The 17,961-nt window shown below is 49.3% G+C and carries 16 protein-coding genes; 3 read left to right on the top strand and 13 right to left on the bottom strand.

The annotated features are described in order from the left end of the window. Positions 1–47 precede the first annotated feature (47 nt). The 3 genes from Mal48_RS15960 to Mal48_RS15950 are packed head-to-tail and all read right to left on the bottom strand — an operon-like array spanning position 48 to position 3,633. The gene (locus tag Mal48_RS15960) at positions 48–1,004 is read right to left on the bottom strand and encodes a type II secretion system F family protein (RefSeq protein WP_197441752.1); all 957 of its coding nucleotides are present in this window, start codon (positions 1,002–1,004) and stop codon (positions 48–50) included. 7 nt (positions 1,005–1,011) lie between these two features. Next, positions 1,012–2,382, bottom strand: coding sequence for a CpaF family protein (locus tag Mal48_RS15955; protein WP_231739627.1), 1,371 nt, complete (start codon positions 2,380–2,382; stop codon positions 1,012–1,014). Positions 2,383–2,418: 36 nt separating this feature from the next. Beyond that, a complete protein-coding gene (locus Mal48_RS15950) occupies positions 2,419–3,633 on the bottom strand; it encodes an AAA family ATPase (RefSeq protein ID WP_145201674.1) in 1,215 nt (404 codons plus the stop codon). Between the two features lie 1,045 nt (positions 3,634–4,678). Between Mal48_RS15950 and Mal48_RS15945 the strand changes: the two genes are divergently transcribed. From Mal48_RS15945 to Mal48_RS15935, 3 genes are all read left to right on the top strand, one after another. Continuing rightward, positions 4,679–4,975, top strand: coding sequence for a branched-chain amino acid aminotransferase (locus Mal48_RS15945; RefSeq protein ID WP_145201671.1), 297 nt, complete (start codon positions 4,679–4,681; stop codon positions 4,973–4,975). A 408-nt stretch (positions 4,976–5,383) separates the two neighbouring features. Further along, the gene (locus tag Mal48_RS15940) at positions 5,384–6,004 is read left to right on the top strand and encodes a response regulator transcription factor (protein WP_145201668.1); all 621 of its coding nucleotides are present in this window, start codon (positions 5,384–5,386) and stop codon (positions 6,002–6,004) included. Positions 6,005–6,325: 321 nt separating this feature from the next. After that, positions 6,326–8,908 (top strand): PAS domain-containing hybrid sensor histidine kinase/response regulator, encoded by a 2,583-nt coding sequence (locus tag Mal48_RS15935; RefSeq protein ID WP_145201665.1) that lies wholly within the window; start codon positions 6,326–6,328, stop codon positions 8,906–8,908. A gap of 51 nt (positions 8,909–8,959) precedes the next feature. On the opposite strand, the gene mnhG is transcribed toward Mal48_RS15935, so the two are convergent. The 10 genes from mnhG to Mal48_RS15885 all read right to left on the bottom strand — a co-directional run bounded on the left by mnhG (position 8,960) and on the right by Mal48_RS15885 (position 17,769). Continuing rightward, positions 8,960–9,319 carry a monovalent cation/H(+) antiporter subunit G gene (gene mnhG / locus Mal48_RS15930; protein WP_145201662.1) on the bottom strand — a complete coding sequence of 120 codons (360 nt, stop codon included), beginning with the start codon at positions 9,317–9,319 and terminating at the stop codon, positions 8,960–8,962. Next, on the bottom strand, positions 9,316–9,645 hold the full coding sequence (locus Mal48_RS15925; protein ID WP_197441751.1) for a monovalent cation/H+ antiporter complex subunit F: 330 nt from the start codon (positions 9,643–9,645) through the stop codon (positions 9,316–9,318). The genes mnhG and Mal48_RS15925 overlap by 4 nt, the downstream gene beginning before the upstream one ends. Further along, positions 9,642–10,115, bottom strand: a complete 474-nt coding sequence (locus Mal48_RS15920; protein WP_145201659.1) for a Na+/H+ antiporter subunit E — start codon at positions 10,113–10,115, stop codon at positions 9,642–9,644. Before Mal48_RS15920 ends, Mal48_RS15925 begins: the two co-directional genes overlap by 4 nt. Next, a complete protein-coding gene (locus Mal48_RS15915; protein ID WP_145201656.1) occupies positions 10,115–11,716 on the bottom strand; it encodes a Na+/H+ antiporter subunit D in 1,602 nt (533 codons plus the stop codon). The genes Mal48_RS15920 and Mal48_RS15915 overlap by 1 nt, the downstream gene beginning before the upstream one ends. Further along, complete coding sequence (locus Mal48_RS15910) at positions 11,713–12,060, bottom strand: Na+/H+ antiporter subunit C (RefSeq protein WP_145201653.1); 348 nt, start codon at positions 12,058–12,060, stop codon at positions 11,713–11,715. The genes Mal48_RS15915 and Mal48_RS15910 overlap by 4 nt, the downstream gene beginning before the upstream one ends. A gap of 5 nt (positions 12,061–12,065) precedes the next feature. Next, positions 12,066–12,479, bottom strand: a complete 414-nt coding sequence (locus Mal48_RS15905) for a Na+/H+ antiporter subunit B (RefSeq protein ID WP_145201650.1) — start codon at positions 12,477–12,479, stop codon at positions 12,066–12,068. A 2-nt stretch (positions 12,480–12,481) separates the two neighbouring features. After that, positions 12,482–14,878, bottom strand: coding sequence for a putative monovalent cation/H+ antiporter subunit A (locus Mal48_RS15900; RefSeq protein WP_145201647.1), 2,397 nt, complete (start codon positions 14,876–14,878; stop codon positions 12,482–12,484). A gap of 346 nt (positions 14,879–15,224) precedes the next feature. Further along, a complete protein-coding gene (locus Mal48_RS15895) occupies positions 15,225–15,677 on the bottom strand; it encodes a carboxypeptidase-like regulatory domain-containing protein (RefSeq protein WP_145201644.1) in 453 nt (150 codons plus the stop codon). Positions 15,678–15,947: 270 nt separating this feature from the next. Further along, positions 15,948–16,994: a DUF1559 domain-containing protein gene (locus tag Mal48_RS15890; protein WP_145201641.1), complete on the bottom strand. Its 1,047-nt coding sequence runs from the start codon at positions 16,992–16,994 to the stop codon at positions 15,948–15,950. 523 nt (positions 16,995–17,517) lie between these two features. After that, positions 17,518–17,769, bottom strand: a complete 252-nt coding sequence (locus Mal48_RS15885; RefSeq protein WP_145201638.1) for a hypothetical protein — start codon at positions 17,767–17,769, stop codon at positions 17,518–17,520. Positions 17,770–17,961 lie beyond the last annotated feature (192 nt).

Below are 17,961 nucleotides of genomic sequence, written 5' to 3'. Positions count from 1 at the left end.
ACAGGTTTTATCTTTTTGACAGTTTTTATCTGTTTGGCTGTGCGAGCTCAGTATTCGAAATTCACGATTCGACGAATCCACAAAATGCCGACAGTGATTGATATTGATAATCCAATAAGCAATTTCGGATAGTTAAAAAGCACGGATGCGTATTGGGGATCTAAAACATAGATTCCACCAAAGGCGAGAAATGGGAGGAGTGAAAGAACGAGCGCCTGCATGCGGCCTTCGCCAGTGATCGCCTTGACCTTCATGCCTAATTTCATTCGCTTTCGGACCGTATCGGAAAGATTCTCCAACACTTCTGCCGGGTTTCCCCCTGCTTGACGTTGCAGCACCATCGCAACTGAAAAGAGCTGAAGTTCGATGATGCCAGTTCGATTTCCCAGGTCTCTCAATGTTGTTTCGTAGGGAAGCCCAAGGCTCTGCTGTTCGCAGCAATAACTGAACTCATCTGCGATTGGTGGACTCGATTCCTTGGCGATCAGATTGAGTGCGTTTGGAATGGTCTGCCCCGACTGCACGGCTCGCCGAATCATTTCGAAAGTTTCTGGAAGCTGAATTCGAAGTTGCTGGATTCGCTGCTTTCTGAGCCAGATAAGATGACACCAGGGAAAGAGAAGACCGAGACAGGTCAGCCCGATGGCGAGTTCGATTCTTCCGTGAAAGAGAATCGTTGAACCGAGAAGCAACCCCAGTATCACCGAGCGTTTGATTAAATCTGTTACCTGAATCTGCAATCCAGCTTGCTCGATGCAGCGAATGATTCGATCGTGGATTGAAAGTTTGAGTTCAGGATCGATCGCAGATTGAGAATTGGACCAGTCTTTGAACAACTTTGAATTTGTGACCTGGCTTCGAATTCTCTCTTTGAGCTCACTCTGAATTCGAGTTGAGATTCGTTTCTTTTTTGAAAAGGACTCAACGACGAGCATGAGGATGGATGTTACCGACATCAACAATGCAACCGACGTCAGACTGAACCCGTTCAAAATGTTTGTCATCGCGAACTCACTGATTATTGGCGATACCATCGATCCGTTCCACAACAAGTTTGCCTTCTTCAAAAATGTGATACGGGACTTCAAAACCAGAGACTTTCAGAGCCTCCAGGCAGCGAGGTCGAATTCCCGTTGCAGTAAAGTCGCCACTAATATTGCTGCTGGAGTCTGTGCTTTGTTTTTCGAATCGAAAAATATCGTGCGATTCAATGACATTCTCAGTGGCGCCGGTTACCTCCGTCACTTGAGTGATCTTTCGCTCACCACTAGGGAGACGTTCACACTGGACGATAATCTGCACTGCGGAGCCGATGAGCTCGTGGATGAACCAAACCGGGAGGTCATAGCCAGCCATCCCAATCAGCATTTCCAGCCTTCGAATCGCATCACGTGCGTTGTTGGCATGGATGGTCGTTAAACTTCCTGAGTGCCCTGTTGTCATCGCTTGAAGCATGTCAAAGGCCTCTTCGCCTCGACACTCTCCGACGATGATCCGGTCCGGTCTCATGCGTAACGAATTCTTGAGCAGGTCTCTGGCTGTTACTTCGCCTTTACCTTCGAGATTCGGTGGACGCGTTTCGAGCCTGGCAACTCTTGACTGCGTTAACTTCAACTCGGCGGCATCTTCGATGGTGACAATTCTTTCGTTGTCGGGAATAAACCCGGTGATGAGATTCAGTAATGTTGATTTTCCACTACCAGTCCCTCCCGAGACGATGATGTTCATTCTGGCCCGCACACATGCAATTAAGAATTGCGCGATCTCTTTTGTCATCGATCCGCGAGCGATCAGGTCCTGAACGCGGAGCGGGGTTTGGCTAAAGCGGCGAATAGAAACCAGAGCTCCATCCAATGCCAAAGGGCGAATGACCGCATTGACCCGACTTCCATCTTCCAGTCGTGCATCGACCATCGGACTTGACTCATCAAGCCGGCGTCCCACTTTGCTCGCAATCCGCTGCACGATCTCGATGAGGTGATCTTGGTCGTGAAAGTGAATTGAAGTGTCTTCCAGACGTCCACGACGTTCCACATAAACCCGATCCGGACCATCAATCAAGATGTCGTTGACTGTCGGGTCTCGCAGCAGTGGTTCAATTGGCCCAAGCCCCAGTGTTTCATCGATCACTTCCTCAACAAGTTTTTGCTGGTCCGCATTTGTGAGCAGGTCACCTCGAAACCGACAGAGGTCTTCGATCCCTTTGCGAAGCTCCTTGCGCATTTCATAGTCGTTGAGACCACCAAATGAATCGTAATTTAAAGCTTCGATCAAGTGCTTATGTATATCTCGCTTCAGGTTCAGGAATCGCTCTCGATTCGATCGCTGATCCGTGGAAGGGACGTCGCTAGATGGAAGGTTTGAGTCTGATAGTATTTGCATTTGACTCTTCTATGAAACAGTTAGTTTGAATGAATATCACAAGCAGAAGGCTCTCACCGAATGCTTGAGGAAACTCATTGATTTTGAAGCGATTCTTGAAAGGCTGCTCTTGCTGGACTTTTCAGGGACGCTTGGAGGAGGGCTCTTCTCTTCGAAAAATTTCTTCACGACCGGCTTCAACGATCTTGTGAACTTCGACTTTGGTGATTCGAGCACAGCTGGGACCCCGCAGTTCGCACAGAGATTCATGAGTGAAGGGTCATGCGGAATGGCAAATTGCACTTTTCGTCCCAGGATGACCTCTGCTTTGTCGATCGGAATTTGAATTGGCATCCCGTGGAAGTTTGCAACCGGGATCACTTTGTCCTGGTCGGTCCCCATCGATTCAATCTGGTCCAATTTCTGTCTTGCGTTGCAGATGCTGGGAAAGTCCGGTCGGAATAGAAGAAGAATGATTTTTGATTGCTCTAACAGCTTGGGATGTTTTCCAACTTGGCGAGGAGAGCCTAAGTCAAAGACCAGGTTCTTGAAGATCTCTCGGCAAAGAGTCGTAAATTGGTGAATCATCTCGGAGTCGACCGCCGGAGTCTTTCCCGAGGAGTTCCCCGCTGCAAGTAAAGAGACACCTGATGAGTGCTTCACGACAGATCGCTCAATGAGATTGTGGTCAATCCCTGAACTGTTTTGACACAATTCTTGAATCGTATGCGTCGGCTTCAGCCCTAAGAGCTTGTCGAGATCCCCTCCCCCCAAGACCAGATCGATCAAACCGGTCTGAGATGTTTCTGCGATGAGAGCGGCGATGTTGACTGCGATGGAACTCGTGCCAACTCCCCCAGATGCGCCAAGAATTGAGATAACGTTGCTAGGCTTTTTAGCAATCCCTTGACGGGTCTCGAGGTTCTTAAGAATTTTATCCAGTTGACCTTCGAGTTCACGCTCAGTGTTGAGGAAATCGTCGGCCCCGCTATGGAGGAGTTCGATCATCATCTCCGGTGAGGAGACAGCTCCGACAGCGACCACATACGTGTGAAGCGCCAGCTTCAAGAAGGAGAGATCACCCTTAGCACTTTCAAAATCATCACTCAAGACAAGAAAAACAACCTTGAAATCGCCTTCGCTGCTTTGCTGTGCGGTGATGTTATGTGGACGTTGGAGATGGGTGCAACTTTCAAGAAGTTTTGAGTTGTTTAATAGTGCCTGAAGCTTGGATGTAAACCAAATATTGTCGCTGACACACAAAGCTTTCACGACCCCCTCCTTTTTTCGTAGCCCGAAAAGATGTTATCTCTCCATTGTTTGAAGTTGGCCCTACCCCAAACATATTCCTCACTTCCGACGAAGGCAGATCTTTTTTTTATAAAGTGTTATTTTGTTAAAATTCATTGGCGCCCTTAAAAAAACACCTGTTTTGCCTATCGCCCCAACGAATTTTCCAACGCATCTCTAATCATGTTTGTCGCTTACGCCAATCAGATTGATTCACGTTCGGTCAGAGCGGTGAAGCCTGTTTTTCAATCTGTGTCAATGATTAATGAGGTTTTCCAAACTTGAGAACTCCCGATTCATCAATTTGAGTGGGCTGAGAATTCGTAAAAGTGGCTCGGTGTTGTTGAATGGCAACGTGTTGAGATTTCGCAACGCCTTGGGCAAAGTTCGACAAGTCTGCATCGATCTCGATTGGCGAATTGGTGTTCAGAGTCGAAATGGTCCCCGGTGAGTTTCGGGGGAGAAGTAAACGACCAATCAAGGTGCAGCGATGTGACTGCAGACCAATCGTGAATTTGCGCTAACAAGTCGCCAGAGAGGTCGCCTTCGTTCTTTCGAGATGAGTGTTCAGAAGAGGTCAGTTCAGAATGAGTAAGGAGGGTGTTCGAAAATGCTCAAGCAAAGAATTTGGAATCGCACGAATTTCAAAAGTCAAACTTTGTGCTTTCATTCTTGATGAGAACTCCAAAATCCGGTGAGTTCATCACTCTGGAGGTAAGCCGATTCAGCGTCTCAGAGAGATGTTGCGTGTGAGCTGAGAAAAAACTTTCCAGGCTGTTTTTATCTTGCGGGATGATTTTTCCAGTGTTTTTCCTTGTTTCGCAAGCCAGAACCAGGGGGGTGGGCATTTGTAGGACTTACCCGATTGGACGTAGGGATCACCCTGCATTTGAGCTAAAACTGAAAGCATGTTTGACAAATTCGGGTCATAGTTTTTGTGTCCTGAAGAGGGGAATGACACAACCCAACACAAACATTTCTCTCTTCTTTCATCGTTAGTTTTTGTGGCACACACGGAGTTAGAATTATGAGCTTGATCTTCAATCAACTGCTGTCGGACGAAGCTGGATTTATCGTTTCTGCTGAACTGGTCCTCGTCGCGACCGTCTTGATTCTCGGACTGCTTGTCGGTCTCAGTGAATTAGCACTCAACATCACAAGTGAACTCGAATCTGTCGGTTCTGCATTTGGACACCTCAACCAGGGCTATGTCATCGAAGGACTCACTGGGCATGTCGGGGAAAAAGTGGGACACATCTTCGAAGACATTCCCAGCTTTTGCAGTGATCAAGGTGACATTGTTTGTGATCTATTGAACCCGTAAGCAAGTTTGAAAGATGACGGTCGCTGCGAGCCATCGCCTGAGGATTCGTTTGAAGATCTCTGTAATCAATGATTTCTTCGGAGCTCGAAAAGGGAAAGTCAGGTAGACGGATCAGTTCTTTTCATCTTTTGTGACATTTACTCTCTGAGTTACTCTCACAAGCCGGCTGAATGGCAATCGCCTCTCAGTCGGCTTTTTCGCGTGCTTCAAGGAATTTCGTCAGCGAGTGAATCGAGAGTGAGGTAATGTTTCAATTCTCAGGGCAACACCGTTTTGTTGAAAGCACATTGAATGCTTAGCGTGCTCACGGATATCAGATTCACGATTCCGGAGGCTGCTTCCTTTGTGGGGGAGAACGGGATGCCAATAAAGGCCAGTATTGGATTTATTTTAGAAGAGTAGTAACTGATGTCTGAATTGAACCCCGTTGTATATGTCGTCGATGACGACCTTCAGATGAGGACATTGGTCCGGAATATCGTTCATTGTCTTGATCTTGAATGCCAGACATTCGCTTCGGCTGAAGACTTTCTTGGCAACTACCAATCAGGATCTGGCTGCATCATTACAGATGTGCGGATGCCGGGTATGGATGGCGTCGAATTATTGGAAGCATTTGGCCAATTAGGAATTGCGTTGCCCTGCATCTTAATCACCGGTCATGGAGACATCCCGCTGACAGTGAGAGCGATGCAGTCCAACGCTGTCGATGTGATCGAAAAACCGTTTCAAAATATTGTCCTTCTGAATGCAATCCAACGCGCGATTGAGCTTGATCAGGAAAACAGGCAGCAAAAAGAAACTGCTTTGGCTGTCTTGCGTCGACTCGAGCAACTCACCGAACGTGAATCAGAAGTGATGGAGGGAGTTCTTCAAGGACACTCAAATAAGCAAATGGCATTCAAATCGAATGTCAGTGTGAAAACAATCGAGGCACATCGCAGTCGAATGATGAAGAAAATGAAAACTTACTCAGTTGCTGAGTTGGTCAAACAAGTCACCGAGGCCAGGTTAGAACTGAAAAAATAACGCCAGCGGGGCACTCCACTTCAAATGTATGATGCATTACATGAAGGGAAGATCTATCAGACAACTTTAAGAATTTCCTTCGGAACCCATCTTCGCGACGGTTTGGCTTGATGTCGATCGCGACTTCGAGATTCGATTGAAAACACGAGAGCATCTTTCGAATTGGTTTGCAGGATCTGCCTCGTGGCGAAGAGGATTTTTATTAGAACTGATCCTGAAACTTAAAATTGCTCTCTCAAACGTAAAGAAAAGCGGCTATCCCAGAGGTTTTCGGACTGGTTCTAAAAAACTCTCTCGTCCGACTTAAGTGAGGAATCGACCATGGCCATTCCGGATTCAACCCAAGATGCTGACCTCTTCCAAAATCGGAGTCGCGAATTCCTGAACGAAATCAGCGATTTTATTTTGGATGGCGCTCTCAATTGTCAATGTCCGATTTCTCTGTTCGGAGAAGCGCTTTCAAAACTTCAAATCCTGCATCCTCATTTGAAGTCCGGAATCTGGATGTGGAACCGATCGAGCAAAGTCTGGGAGATGCAAGCTTTCGAGGGCAAAAAAGACTCCGTCAACCTTTCTGAATTTCAATTCGAAGACGACCACCAAGGTTCGGAAGAATCGTCGGACTCCATCTTCTTGTCGAAGGTCAAACAGTTATTAGCTGAGCGACCTCACCTTTTTGCCGCTGAGACAAAACAAGTCGTTCTTGAGGCAGTTCCGATCTCTAAGCACTCAAGCCACAATGACTTTCTGGTTCTTTGGGGAAGGTGCGAAAAATGGAAGCAAAGCGAACTCTCTGATTGGGCAAAGCAACTAGGGAAAACGTTATTTCGGGCGATTAAAATAATTGAGAAAATCAGCTCGAATCAAAAGTCTGATGCGATTTGCTCCGCCCTCTTCCACACGTCCCCTTTGGCAATGGTTTCAATCTCGACTCAATTCGAGTGCCTCAAATGGAATCCCGGTGCGGAACGAATTTTTCGACAGCCGGCAACCAAAATCCTGGGAACAAAAATAAGTTTGGCAACTAGCGAGCACCAGGCGATTTTAGACAAGTCGATCAATCGCAGCATCGCCAACAAGTTGCCGAGTCAGTGCGAAGTGCTCTGCTCGACCGATGAAGGAACTGAGTTTCCTGCCAAAATCTCCATTGTTCCGATTCTCTCGTCCAGTCAGGCTGTCGCTGAAGTGGTCTTAATGATCCGCGACGAAAGTGAAATTTCGGCAGCTAAGCAAGAGCTGCACGCTCCAGCAGGTGTTTGTTCTATTCTTTCACAAACACAAGACTTACAAGGCGTTTGGTCATGTCTCCTGTCAACGGTCGGGACGACGTTGAATTTCTATTCAGGTTCAAGATGGAAAAGAGCTGGGGCAGACTGCCTTTTTGAGGCGACTGATCAATGGTCCTCGGACAACGAGCAATTGAATTTCGGGACTCAAAAAGTTGAATTCCCGAGTTCCGAGCTTGAAAAGATATTGGCAGGAGAAATCTACTGGAATAATGATTCTGAAGCATTTCGGTTTGAGAATTTGAAACCCTATGAAAGTATGGGGCGATTGCAAACGACCGAAGTGGTAGTGCCGTTACTGCATCAAAATGAAGTCCATTCCATCCTTACCTTTGAAGCACCATTTCAACCTGCGTTGAGGTACGGTCAGATTGAGGCACTTCGAACAATCCAGGAGATTTTGAAATCTTCGATCGCCAATGAACAGATGCAGCTGACCATTGAAGAACAGAGAGAGAGTCTTCGTCAAACGAAAAAGATGGAAGCTTTAGGAGTCATGGCAGGTGGGATCACTCACGATTTCAATAACTTGTTGACGGTCATTCTTGGGAACACCGAACTCGCAATGCACGGATTGAATCCCGGTCAGGGAAAATGGGATCTGCTCAACGAAATCCAACTGGCCGGTCAGCGAGCATCCTCGTTGACGAGACGGTTTCTGGCTTTTAGTCGCAAGCGAGATAGCGAGCCTGCCTGTTTGCACTTAAGCAAATTGATCTCAGAGATGTTCCCAATGTTGCGGACAATTCTGGGGGAAAATATTACCCTCGAAACAAATTTCGAACCGGGGTGCTATCCCGTTTTTTTGGATCCCGTTGAGCTTGAACAAGTCGTGATGAATTTGACTGCCAATTCTCGCGACGCAATGCCCGAGGGAGGACAATTCACGATTAGCCTCTCCAACGTGGAAATGAAATTGGGTGACCTTGCCTTACATCTCGGAGTTCAGCCAGGAGACTTCCTGAAGATGAGTGTGACTGACACAGGCACCGGGATGTCTGAAGAAACGAGAGCTCGAATATTCGAGCCCTTCTATACCACGAAAAACGTAGATCAAGGTACCGGGTTGGGACTGGCAACTGTTTACGGAATTGTCAACGGAGGTGGCGGCTTCATGAACGTGACCAGTGAAATCGACCACGGGACAACCTTCGACATTTACCTTCCAAGAACATCGGTCGGCATCGCGCCAAGCTATGTTCAAGAAAATGTTTCGCCATTGACTGAAGGATCAGAAACAATTCTTGTTGTCGAAGACGAGGAAGTTCTCGGCAGACTGGTTTCGCGAATCCTTGAAGTGAAAGGGTATCAAGTTCGACATTTCCGTCATGGGAAAAACGCAATTGGGCATTTGAAAGAACACCACAAGGCGATCGACCTCATACTCACTGACGTCATGATGCCAGGGATGTCTGGTTCGGAGGTGATTCAAGAAGCAAAACGAATCAATTCCAAAATTCCAATCCTCGTCATGTCGGGATACAACGATTCCGAAACTCTCACGGAGCAACTTCTCAGCTTGCCTCCAATTCTCGAAAAACCATTCACCGGTGACTCGTTAGTCCAGGCAGTTCAGAGTGTTTTTCAAAAGGAATCCACGGATTCTGCCAAGGCGTAATCCGGAACCTTGGAGCCCCTTTGTCGTTGCGGCTCCTTCTCTCGCATCACGCTATTTTTCTACTTGCTCAGTTTCTGCAGAAACTGTCGAGTCGGCGTACGGAGATTCATCGATGATCGTGCCACTCCATTTAGGAACCTGTTTTCGGTGGGCGGCTCGACCAATCATGTGGGCAGCAACCGGAGCTGTCAGGAACAGGAATCCGATGATCAGAATCGTTACGGTGGTCGTTTCCATATCGGCGAAACGAATCGCAACCGCGAGAAGTGTGCAGCCAACTCCCAGAGTCGCACTCTTCGTTGCACCGTGCATCCGCGTGTAGATGTCCGGCATACGAACCACTGCAACCGATGCCAGTAAGGCAAAGGAGGTTCCGGCGATCAGCAGGAAGATCGTTGCGATTTCGCTCATTGGTCGGTCTCTCGTTGCAGGTACCAACAGAAGCCGATGGTTCCGATAAAACTGAATAATGCCGCGACCATTGCGACTCGCAGAAAGATCACGTCTCCGGTTTCGATGGCACTGACTGCAATCAGTCCTACAAGGAGTGTGGAGGCAAGATCAAGTGCGACGACGCGGTCAGGAAGCGAAGGGCCAAGGATCAAACGTATGAACGTAAGCCCCAGAGCGACCACCAACAGCACGAGTGAAACTTGAACGGTCAGACTCAGCCAGTCTGTTGTGGCGATCATCGGGGTGAGTGAGTTAACGCCAAATGTGAAGATGTTCTGTATCATCGAATCAACTCCAGTAATCGCCGTTCAAAACCGTTCTTGATGCTGTCACGAACACTCTCGGGGCTGTCGACAAACATGGCATGCACATACAGCGTACGTTTGTCGTCAGACACATCAAGGCTCAAGGTTCCCGGCGTTAGCGTGATCAAATTCGCCAGCAATGTGATTTCCCTGTCGGTTTTTGCGTCCAGCGGCACAGCGATAATTCCCGGTCGCATATACAGGTGTGGAGTGATGACGTCATAGGCAACCCTGAGGTTGGAGAGAATCAATTGCCAAAGAAAGAAACCAGCAAATCGAATCGCAATTGGTAATCGTCGAAAGTAGCGAGACTGCCCCATCAATGGTTGTGAGAACCATAAAACACAGTATCCGAGAACGAAACCGATCGAGAGGCTTGGCAAGGAGATTTGTCCATTTGCCAGTGCCCAGACCAGTGCCAGAAAAATGTTGAAAAAGAAGTTGAGCATTAGTGTGTCTCTCCGCGTGGTGATGGTAAAAGTCCATGCGCCTCGGAAGTGGAGTCGTCGATGAGAAGGTCGCCTTCGCTTTCTATTAAGTATTGATCTGGCAATACGGCCTGTATGTAAATATCGGGATCGAGAAGTTGTTCGGCAGTCGCCATTGAAGCGTTCATCACCGGACCTGCCATCACCCCAATCCCCACTGTGATCGTGACCAGAAGGAGTGTCGGACCGAACAGGCTAAGTCGTTCAAACATTGTGTAGGGGTTCTGAGAAGTTTCGGTCGCGGCCCCTTCAGGAGCCGGTTTCCAAAATGCTTCAGCCCAGATTTTCGTCATCGAGAATAGAGTCAGCAGGCTCACAGCCAGGGCGACAACCACAATGGCATAGCCTTCCGCTTCCAGGCCACCTCGGATCAGTGTCAGTTTGGCGAAGAACCCCGAGAGTGGTGGGACTCCAGCCAGCGACATCGCTGAGAGGAAGAACAGTGTGGCCAACACGGGGGCGGATCGATACAGACCGCCGATTTCTGCCAGACGACCTGTTCCGAAACGACGTTCGATAATCCCGGCAATCAGGAACAAGTTGGTTTTCACAACAATATGGTGAATGATGTAAAAGACAGATCCTGCCAAAGCGAGCGGAGTGTACAGTGCCAGTCCCATCAACATGTAGCCAATTTGGCTGACAATATGAAACGACAGGATGCGGCGGATTTCACTTTGCGCCATCGCTCCGAGAACGCCAGTCACCATTGTCAACCCAGCGATGAGCAACAGCAGGTTGTGTGTAAATTCAAGATCAGTCACGAACAACAGCGTGAATGCTCGAATCAGCGAATAGACTCCAACTTTTGTGAGCAGCCCGGCGAAGATCGCCGAGACGGCCGCAGGTGGAGTGTGGTACGAAGCGGGTAGCCAGAAAAACAGCGGGAACACAGCTGCTTTCGTTCCGAATGCGATCAGAAACAACATTGCCAGAACGGAGACGGTTCCGTCATCTGTAAAGCTCCGGAGCTTCAAAGCAAGGTCCGCCATATTCAGCGTTCCGGTGGCGGCGTAGATCACCCCGATGGCTGCAAGAAACACGGCGGAGGAAATGAGATTCAATGTGACGTATTTAATGGCACCTTCCAGTTGCCCCCGTTCACCTCCAAGTGTCAAGAGTACGAACGACGCAATCAGCATGACTTCGAACCAGACATACAGATTGAACAAGTCACCTGTCAGAAAAGCTCCACAGACTCCCATGAGCAATAACTGAACGAGTGGGTGAAAACCAAAATCGACTCGGCGGTCATCAATCATAACGAGCGAATAGATCGACACTGCGAAGACCATTAGCCCAGCCAGCATGACCATGATCGAACTTAATCGATCAGCTACAAGAGTGATGCCAAACGGAGCGGGCCAGCTTCCTACTTGCAACACGATCATTCCATCTCGGTTGACGAGACAGATGAGCGCAGCCGCCGACGCCATCAGCAGCGTTGAACCAATCACGCCAATTACTTTTTGAGCGGCGATTGACTTCCACACCAGCAGCAGAACTGCCATCGTGGCCAGAGGCAGCACGATGGGAAGAATAATGGCAACCTGTTCAATCATGTGTCGGTCGCTCTCAGTTGGTCTAAGTCATCGGTTCCGAGAGTTTGATACGTCCGATAAACCAGGACGAGGGCAAACGCCAGAACAGCAAAGCTGATTACGATGGCAGTAAGGATCAGAGCTTGAGGCAACGGGTCAGCGACCTGCGTGAGAGGCTGCGTTTCACCAGCTGGAATAACCGGAACATGGCCACGAACGATTCCACCTGCAGTAAAGATCAGCAGGTTGGCAGCGTGGCTAAGCAGTCCAAGTCCAATCAGCAACTTCACGACGCTGCGACGCAACATCATATAGATGCCTGCCGCATACAAACCGCCGACTGTGATGGCTAAAACAATTTCCATGTGGCCTATTCTTCTAGAAGTGAAAAGATAAAGACGACAGAGACTCCTGTTACAACGAGATAAACTCCGAGATCGAAGAACAGCGGCGTACCGATGTGCAGTTCTCCCAGACCGACAGTCGTTGCTGTCGTCCACAAACCGGTGAGGAATGGGCGACCTGTCAGTAACGGTGCTAGTCCACTACTTAGCGAAATTAAGAGCCCTGAGCCGATCAGAATTCTCGGGGAGACACGAAGCATCTGTCTCGCGGCTGACGCACTATCGATAATGGCGTACAGAGCAATTGCGCCGCTAACTACCAGACCACCAACGAATCCGCCTCCCGGATCATTGTGTCCTCGCAGGAATAGAAACACCGACGCTAGCAGAAGTAAGGGCAACAGAAACCGAATGGCAGTTTTTAGAATTACTGAGTCCATTGTCACACTCCCTCCTGTTCGGGACCGGGGCTGAAACCGGTCGCGAGCTGAGCCGTGTGGGGATCAGTCGTCGCCGAATCATCCGATCTTTCATCAAGTGCAGACTCAATCGTTGTGAGTTTGGCCGGTCGGAGCATCAACAGCGAATAAACACCAATCGCTGCAATCGCCAATACGGTGATCTCGCCCAAAGTGTCTAGCGCGCGGAAGTCGACGAGAATCACGTTGACCACGTTTCGACCATGCCCTTCTGTAACACTATTCGCAACGTAGTACTCAGAAACCGGTCGGTCCGCACGAACAGTCATCGCAAACATCAGTAGTGCCGAGATGGTCGCGCCTGCCCCAATTGCGATCAGGGCGTCGCGCCTCCGTGTTCGGCCAGAGGAGAGGCGGCGAAATTCCGGTAGTCGTGAGAACGCCATGACGAACAGCAGGACAGTTAGCGTTTCAATTACGAATTGCGTCATCGCCAAATCTGGGGCCCCAAACAACACAAAGATGCCCGCGACGCTGAAGCCGACAATGCCGAGTGAACCGACCGCTAGCAACCATGTTTTCGCTCGGACTGCTGCGAACGATGCCGCCAGAATTAATCCGACCAGCAGAACTTCATGAACGCGATAATCGAGAGGTAGTGAATCCAGGTTTGAGAAAATTCTGCCTCCCAATGCTATCCATACGCTGAAAACAGTGATCCCGATCATCGTGTACAGATAGAATCGCTGATAACCATTTTGCAGGATCGCGGTTTGCACGCGCGCCAGTTGGTTGACATTTTTCAAAAGCCAGGCATACACCGATGAGGGACCGTAGTGAATCACTGGATTGAGACTCGCGTAAATTCCTCCCAGCCGATGTCGTTGCCAGTACAGCGTGATTCCGCCCGCCAGCGTCAACAGCGACAGAAGGAGCGTCACGTTGACTCCATGCCATAAAGCGAGATGTACTGGAACCTCATGTCCCGTAACAGCATGACTTCCAGCGGCCAGCAACTCGCTGATACGTGTAGGCATGAGGCCCAATAGTAAACCTCCGATACCGAGTCCGAGTGGAGGTCCCCACATCGCCGGGCCACCTTCATGGGCCTTCTGGGTCGCCTCGGTTCGTTCAGCAAAAAACGGTTTGACACAGACAAGCCCCACAGCGGCGACTAATCCGATGTTGGAGAGTATCGACGCAGTTAGAAAGGGAATTTCCGCCAGATGGCCGATCGCTTCGTACCAGGCTTCCTTTGCGACAAAGCCGAACGTCGGCAAGACTCCCGACATTGAAAATCCAGCCAGGCAAGCCGCCACAAACGTCACAGGCATCGCAGATCTCAGACCTCCGAGCTTATGAATATCGCGTTCATGCACGGCGTGATCAACCGCACCAGCGACCATGAACAGCCCTCCCTTGTAGAAGGCATGAGCGACCAGTACCGCCAAAGCTGCGGTCAGGGTAGCTTCAGTTCCAATGCCCAGTAGCATCGTGAGCGTTCCCAGCACACTGATGGTGGCATATGCCAGAATTTGCTTCAGGTCCGTTGCTCGCAACGCCAGCACCGCACCAAGGGCCATCGTGATTGTGCCAATCGGAGCAATCATCCAGAACCACGCCGTCGTTCCGCCTAAAACCGGATGCAGTCGTGCGATCAGGTAGACTCCTGCTTTGACCATCGTTGCCGAGTGAAGGTAGGCACTAATCGGCGTGGGAGCTGCCATCGCATTGGGCAGCCAGAAATGAAACGGAAACTGAGCCGACTTTGTGAAAGCTCCGACCAGGATCATCAATAGAATTGGCACATACAGTGAGTGTTGACGGATTGCCTCAGCGTTGCCTACGAGAGTCGAAATCTCGAAAGAATTCCCAGCCACACCGAGTAATAGCAGTCCTGGTAGAAGTACCAAACCGCCACCTCCCGTGACCAGTAACGCCTGCAAGGCAGACGCTCGGGATTCGGGGCGATCACTGTTGAAGCCGATCAGCAGGTAAGAAGTAATGCTGGTCAATTCCCAGAAGATGAACAGCGTGAGGAGGTTGTCAGCCAGGACAAGCCCCAGCATTGCCATCATAAAGAAGAGCAACAGCATCCACAGGCGTCCGAGGCGGTCATCACCTTTCAGGTAACCTCCTGCGTACACCAGAATCAGCGCACCAATTCCGGTAACCATCAACCCGAACAGCAAACTCAGGCCATCCAATCGCAGGGAGACCGCAAGGTTCAGTGCCGGGACCCAGTCAATGTGGGCTGAGATCTCCTCTTGATTCATGACTGATGGCCACAGTTTCAGCAGGTAGGTAAAAACCCCTGCCGGAACCAATGCGAGACACCACCCTCCACGTGAACCGATAAGTCGGTTCACGGCTGGGGCTAAAATGCCAGCGGTCAAGATGACCAGTAACCATAAAAACATCAGCAATCCTGAAAAGACTTCTGCAACAGTTTGCACAGTGTTCGCAAGCGAGCCATTAAATGCAAGTCTGATTCATTGACTGTTGCAAACATTCTTCGCTGATCGATCGAGTTAAAACGTCATGTCGTGGCGAGATTGTTGGTTTAAGTATGCTTTTGTGCTTCTCACGTCCGCAAAGTACGCGTTTTCGGAAAAAAACACTCCACTTCCGTCAGGTAGCCAGAAGCTCTAACAGTATTATCCGGAACCAGCCCGGAAGCTCGTGGGATCGTCACTTTCCTCAGTATCTGAGAGTGTCAGTTCAGGCTTCTCGATCACCTGTTCAGAGTTTGTCAGAGCCAATGCTTTAGTCTGTGAGAGAGAATTCGAGTGAATCCGTTCCTTCACTGGAAATATTTGCCTGAAGGTCTGTCGAAGATACGCTGCCGTACTTTTTCGGAAGAAATGATTCTTCCTTTGACCCCACAGGAGGGCCATTGGGGTCATCAGGGTTGAGGATTGTTTCCACGCTCCGTTTGACCACTGTGACTTGATAGTTTCCCGGAACTGCTCCGTCACCATCATCGTAAGTCGTGAGTGTAAAAGTTCCGTCTGCTTCTGTAAGTGCAAAGGCAGCTGGATCGGTGTTCGTAGCTGGAATCAGGTTGACCTGTGCTCCTTCGACAGGAGTTCCATTGTAAGTCACTTTTCCTGAGGCGGGGACCGTTTTTGGGCGAGCCGCTTTAAGCGGGTCTGTCTTTCCTCCGCAGGCGGATAAGGTGACTAGCATTGCGAGCGAAAAGAGAGCTGAGTATTTCATTGTCTTTGAATCTTCCAATTGGGTGACAGGTCACAATTGACTGATCACAGTTGAGAAATTTTCATTAGCCAACCGTTGACAGCGCCGTGCGGGGCGCACATGAATTCGGAATGGCAAACAACTTGAACAGGACCGCAGGGGGAGCCCCAACGGTCCTGTTTTCTGAGTACGATGCAGGCGGGAAATTCTAGAATTGGTCCTGTAACTTGAAATTGCTCTCTCAAACATTGAGACAAGCGGCTATTCCAGAAGTTTTCGGACTGGTTCTAATTAGAATTCGCCTACGACCTCGCCACCGGCTCGAGAACCTAATGCTCCCCAGACGCCGTATGGGCTCGGTCCGCTGATGTTCCGAGCATTCACACCAAGGTTTCCAGTGTCGATATTTTCACTGATGAATCGAACACTTCCGTCACCGAGCAAGACTTGAGCACCACCAACGTGGCGACTACCTGATGAGTAAATTCCTGGTTGGTTCTCATGATTGTTCTGAGAGCAGGAAGGTGAGTTGATCGGAAGAATTGTTGTGACTCCCGAAACACCTGCACCACCATCAGCCCAGCGATCTCCTCCAAAGTCTCGGAGAGTCGAGCCCGTGATATAAGCACGATTGGAAGTGCTATACATTGCTCGGCAGTCGTTCGGAATAATGGTCGTGTCTGAGAACGAAGTTGCGATGGCGACCATTCCGATGTCGTTCGATCTTCGCGGGAAAATTCGCTCTGCCATAAGAATTGTATTGCTCGTCCCGTCAGTAAGGTCTCTCATGCGAACGCTACTGTTCACTCCGAAGACGCCACGAGGATCTGTCGAGAGGACATCGGCACTGTCACCAGCACTGAATGCGTAACTGTTGTTCCCAAGATTATTGGTTGAAACATGTAGTCCATCTGATGGGCAAAGCAATCCTGGGATTTTAGCTTGCCACGGAGTGTAATCTGAAGTCCACGGGCCGGGTCCGAACGGATTATATGTCACTCCGTTAATAGTCAAACTTCCTGAGATTTGATTATAGAGTGGTGCCTGATCAATATAAGGGAGTAGTCCAATCATGCCGCTACCACGTCCCCAGTTCGAGGAGCTTGAGCCAGTATTCGTACCACCAGTTCTATAAGGGAAGGTGTTGTAAACGTCATGGTAGTTGTGCAACGCCAAGCCCAGCTGTTTCAGATTATTCTTGCACTGCGTTCGACGGGCTGCCTCACGAGCCTGTTGAACCGCTGGCAAGAGCAATGCAACTAGAATTGCGATGATCGCAATCACAACCAAGAGCTCGATCAGGGTGAAGCCATGACGCTGGCGACGATTCTTCTTCATGATTTCCTCTAATTTTAAGTTTAGTTCCATCAACGAATACTTATTTCGTTGTCTGTTTATATGAGTATAAATCAATGCTTTAGTTCACAAGAATTATTCGCATGCGAACTAATAAATGTTAAGGAAGCATTAAGTTACGTCAACTGGAGAATCTCTGATATTACATTCAGTTTTCATATCAGCTCGCGTTTATTGATGAGAGACAGTACGAGACGAGACGCAGTAGTAAGCTGCTGGCACTCCAGAATCACGAAATAACCAGTCTCTCAGCTAGATCTAGCTGAGATTACCTATTTGCAATGTTTGATCTGTGTTGTGAATAGGGCGATAATTAGGCGGTCTCGGTTCCGTTCTTTTCTTCGGGAACTGCAAAAACAAATCGTAGGAAGCACTACAGAACGTTGCCGCGAGAGACTCCGTCATCTGTGTGGTCCGTCAGTGCCAGCTGAGAAAACCGAACTGTTTGTGGTCGGCGAGATTCGCGCAATCGGTCGCGCTTCGTTACTCCTGGCGACTTCGTTAGCTACCGAATCGCATTGCCGAAGAGATAGGCGGCAATGCATAACAACGCCATCACAGCGATTCCCCACGAGCCAAATTCGTGTTTCAGGCTCGGGGCGAGAATCAGGAACCCGCTTCCAATGATCGACGCAAGCGGCGTGACGGTTGCTTGCCAGGTTACTGACTTTTTAACCACGCGAGGGTGAAACAGAATGACGAGCGCGATTAATGTCGACCCCGCGACGAAGACGCTGTTGATGACAACTGGACTCACTCGCTGTCAGCCTTTTTCCTGGCAAGGACGGCTGCAACCGGCATTGTCCAAATTTCCGTTCGGTCTTCGTGCTGCACTTCAAATTGGTTCGCCTCCAACAGCGCCACGGTTTCGATCGAAAAAGTCTTTGTTGGCAGCGTGCTTCGTGTGAAGTCCTTTGTTCATATCGCTCTCACCTTGAATCAGTTCAGT

This window comes from Thalassoglobus polymorphus, assembly GCF_007744255.1.
GTDB classification, from domain to species: Bacteria; Planctomycetota; Planctomycetia; order Planctomycetales; family Planctomycetaceae; genus Thalassoglobus; species Thalassoglobus polymorphus.
The sequence above is the reverse complement of the archived record's forward strand: the minus strand, read 5'-3'. Positions and strand labels throughout refer to the sequence as shown.

Excerpts from the sequence above, each read along its gene's own strand:
- Mal48_RS15960 (WP_197441752.1), bottom strand. The coding sequence starts at position 1,004 with ATGACAAACATTTTGAACGGGTTCAGTCTGACGTCGGTTGCATTGTTG.
- Mal48_RS15910 (WP_145201653.1), bottom strand. The coding sequence starts at position 12,060 with ATGGAAATTGTTTTAGCCATCACAGTCGGCGGTTTGTATGCGGCAGGC.
- Mal48_RS15945 (WP_145201671.1), top strand. The coding sequence starts at position 4,679 with ATGAGCTTGATCTTCAATCAACTGCTGTCGGACGAAGCTGGATTTATC.
- Mal48_RS15955 (WP_231739627.1), bottom strand. The coding sequence starts at position 2,382 with ATGCAAATACTATCAGACTCAAACCTTCCATCTAGCGACGTCCCTTCC.
- Mal48_RS15895 (WP_145201644.1), bottom strand. The coding sequence starts at position 15,677 with ATGAAATACTCAGCTCTCTTTTCGCTCGCAATGCTAGTCACCTTATCC.
- Mal48_RS15890 (WP_145201641.1), bottom strand. The coding sequence starts at position 16,994 with ATGAAGAAGAATCGTCGCCAGCGTCATGGCTTCACCCTGATCGAGCTC.
- Mal48_RS15920 (WP_145201659.1), bottom strand. The coding sequence starts at position 10,115 with ATGCTCAACTTCTTTTTCAACATTTTTCTGGCACTGGTCTGGGCACTG.
- Mal48_RS15940 (WP_145201668.1), top strand. The coding sequence starts at position 5,384 with ATGTCTGAATTGAACCCCGTTGTATATGTCGTCGATGACGACCTTCAG.
- Mal48_RS15900 (WP_145201647.1), bottom strand. The coding sequence starts at position 14,878 with ATGTTTTTATGGTTACTGGTCATCTTGACCGCTGGCATTTTAGCCCCA.
- Mal48_RS15925 (WP_197441751.1), bottom strand. The coding sequence starts at position 9,645 with ATGATACAGAACATCTTCACATTTGGCGTTAACTCACTCACCCCGATG.
- Mal48_RS15915 (WP_145201656.1), bottom strand. The coding sequence starts at position 11,716 with ATGATTGAACAGGTTGCCATTATTCTTCCCATCGTGCTGCCTCTGGCC.
- Mal48_RS15935 (WP_145201665.1), top strand. The coding sequence starts at position 6,326 with ATGGCCATTCCGGATTCAACCCAAGATGCTGACCTCTTCCAAAATCGG.
- mnhG (WP_145201662.1), bottom strand. The coding sequence starts at position 9,319 with ATGAGCGAAATCGCAACGATCTTCCTGCTGATCGCCGGAACCTCCTTT.
- Mal48_RS15905 (WP_145201650.1), bottom strand. The coding sequence starts at position 12,479 with ATGGACTCAGTAATTCTAAAAACTGCCATTCGGTTTCTGTTGCCCTTA.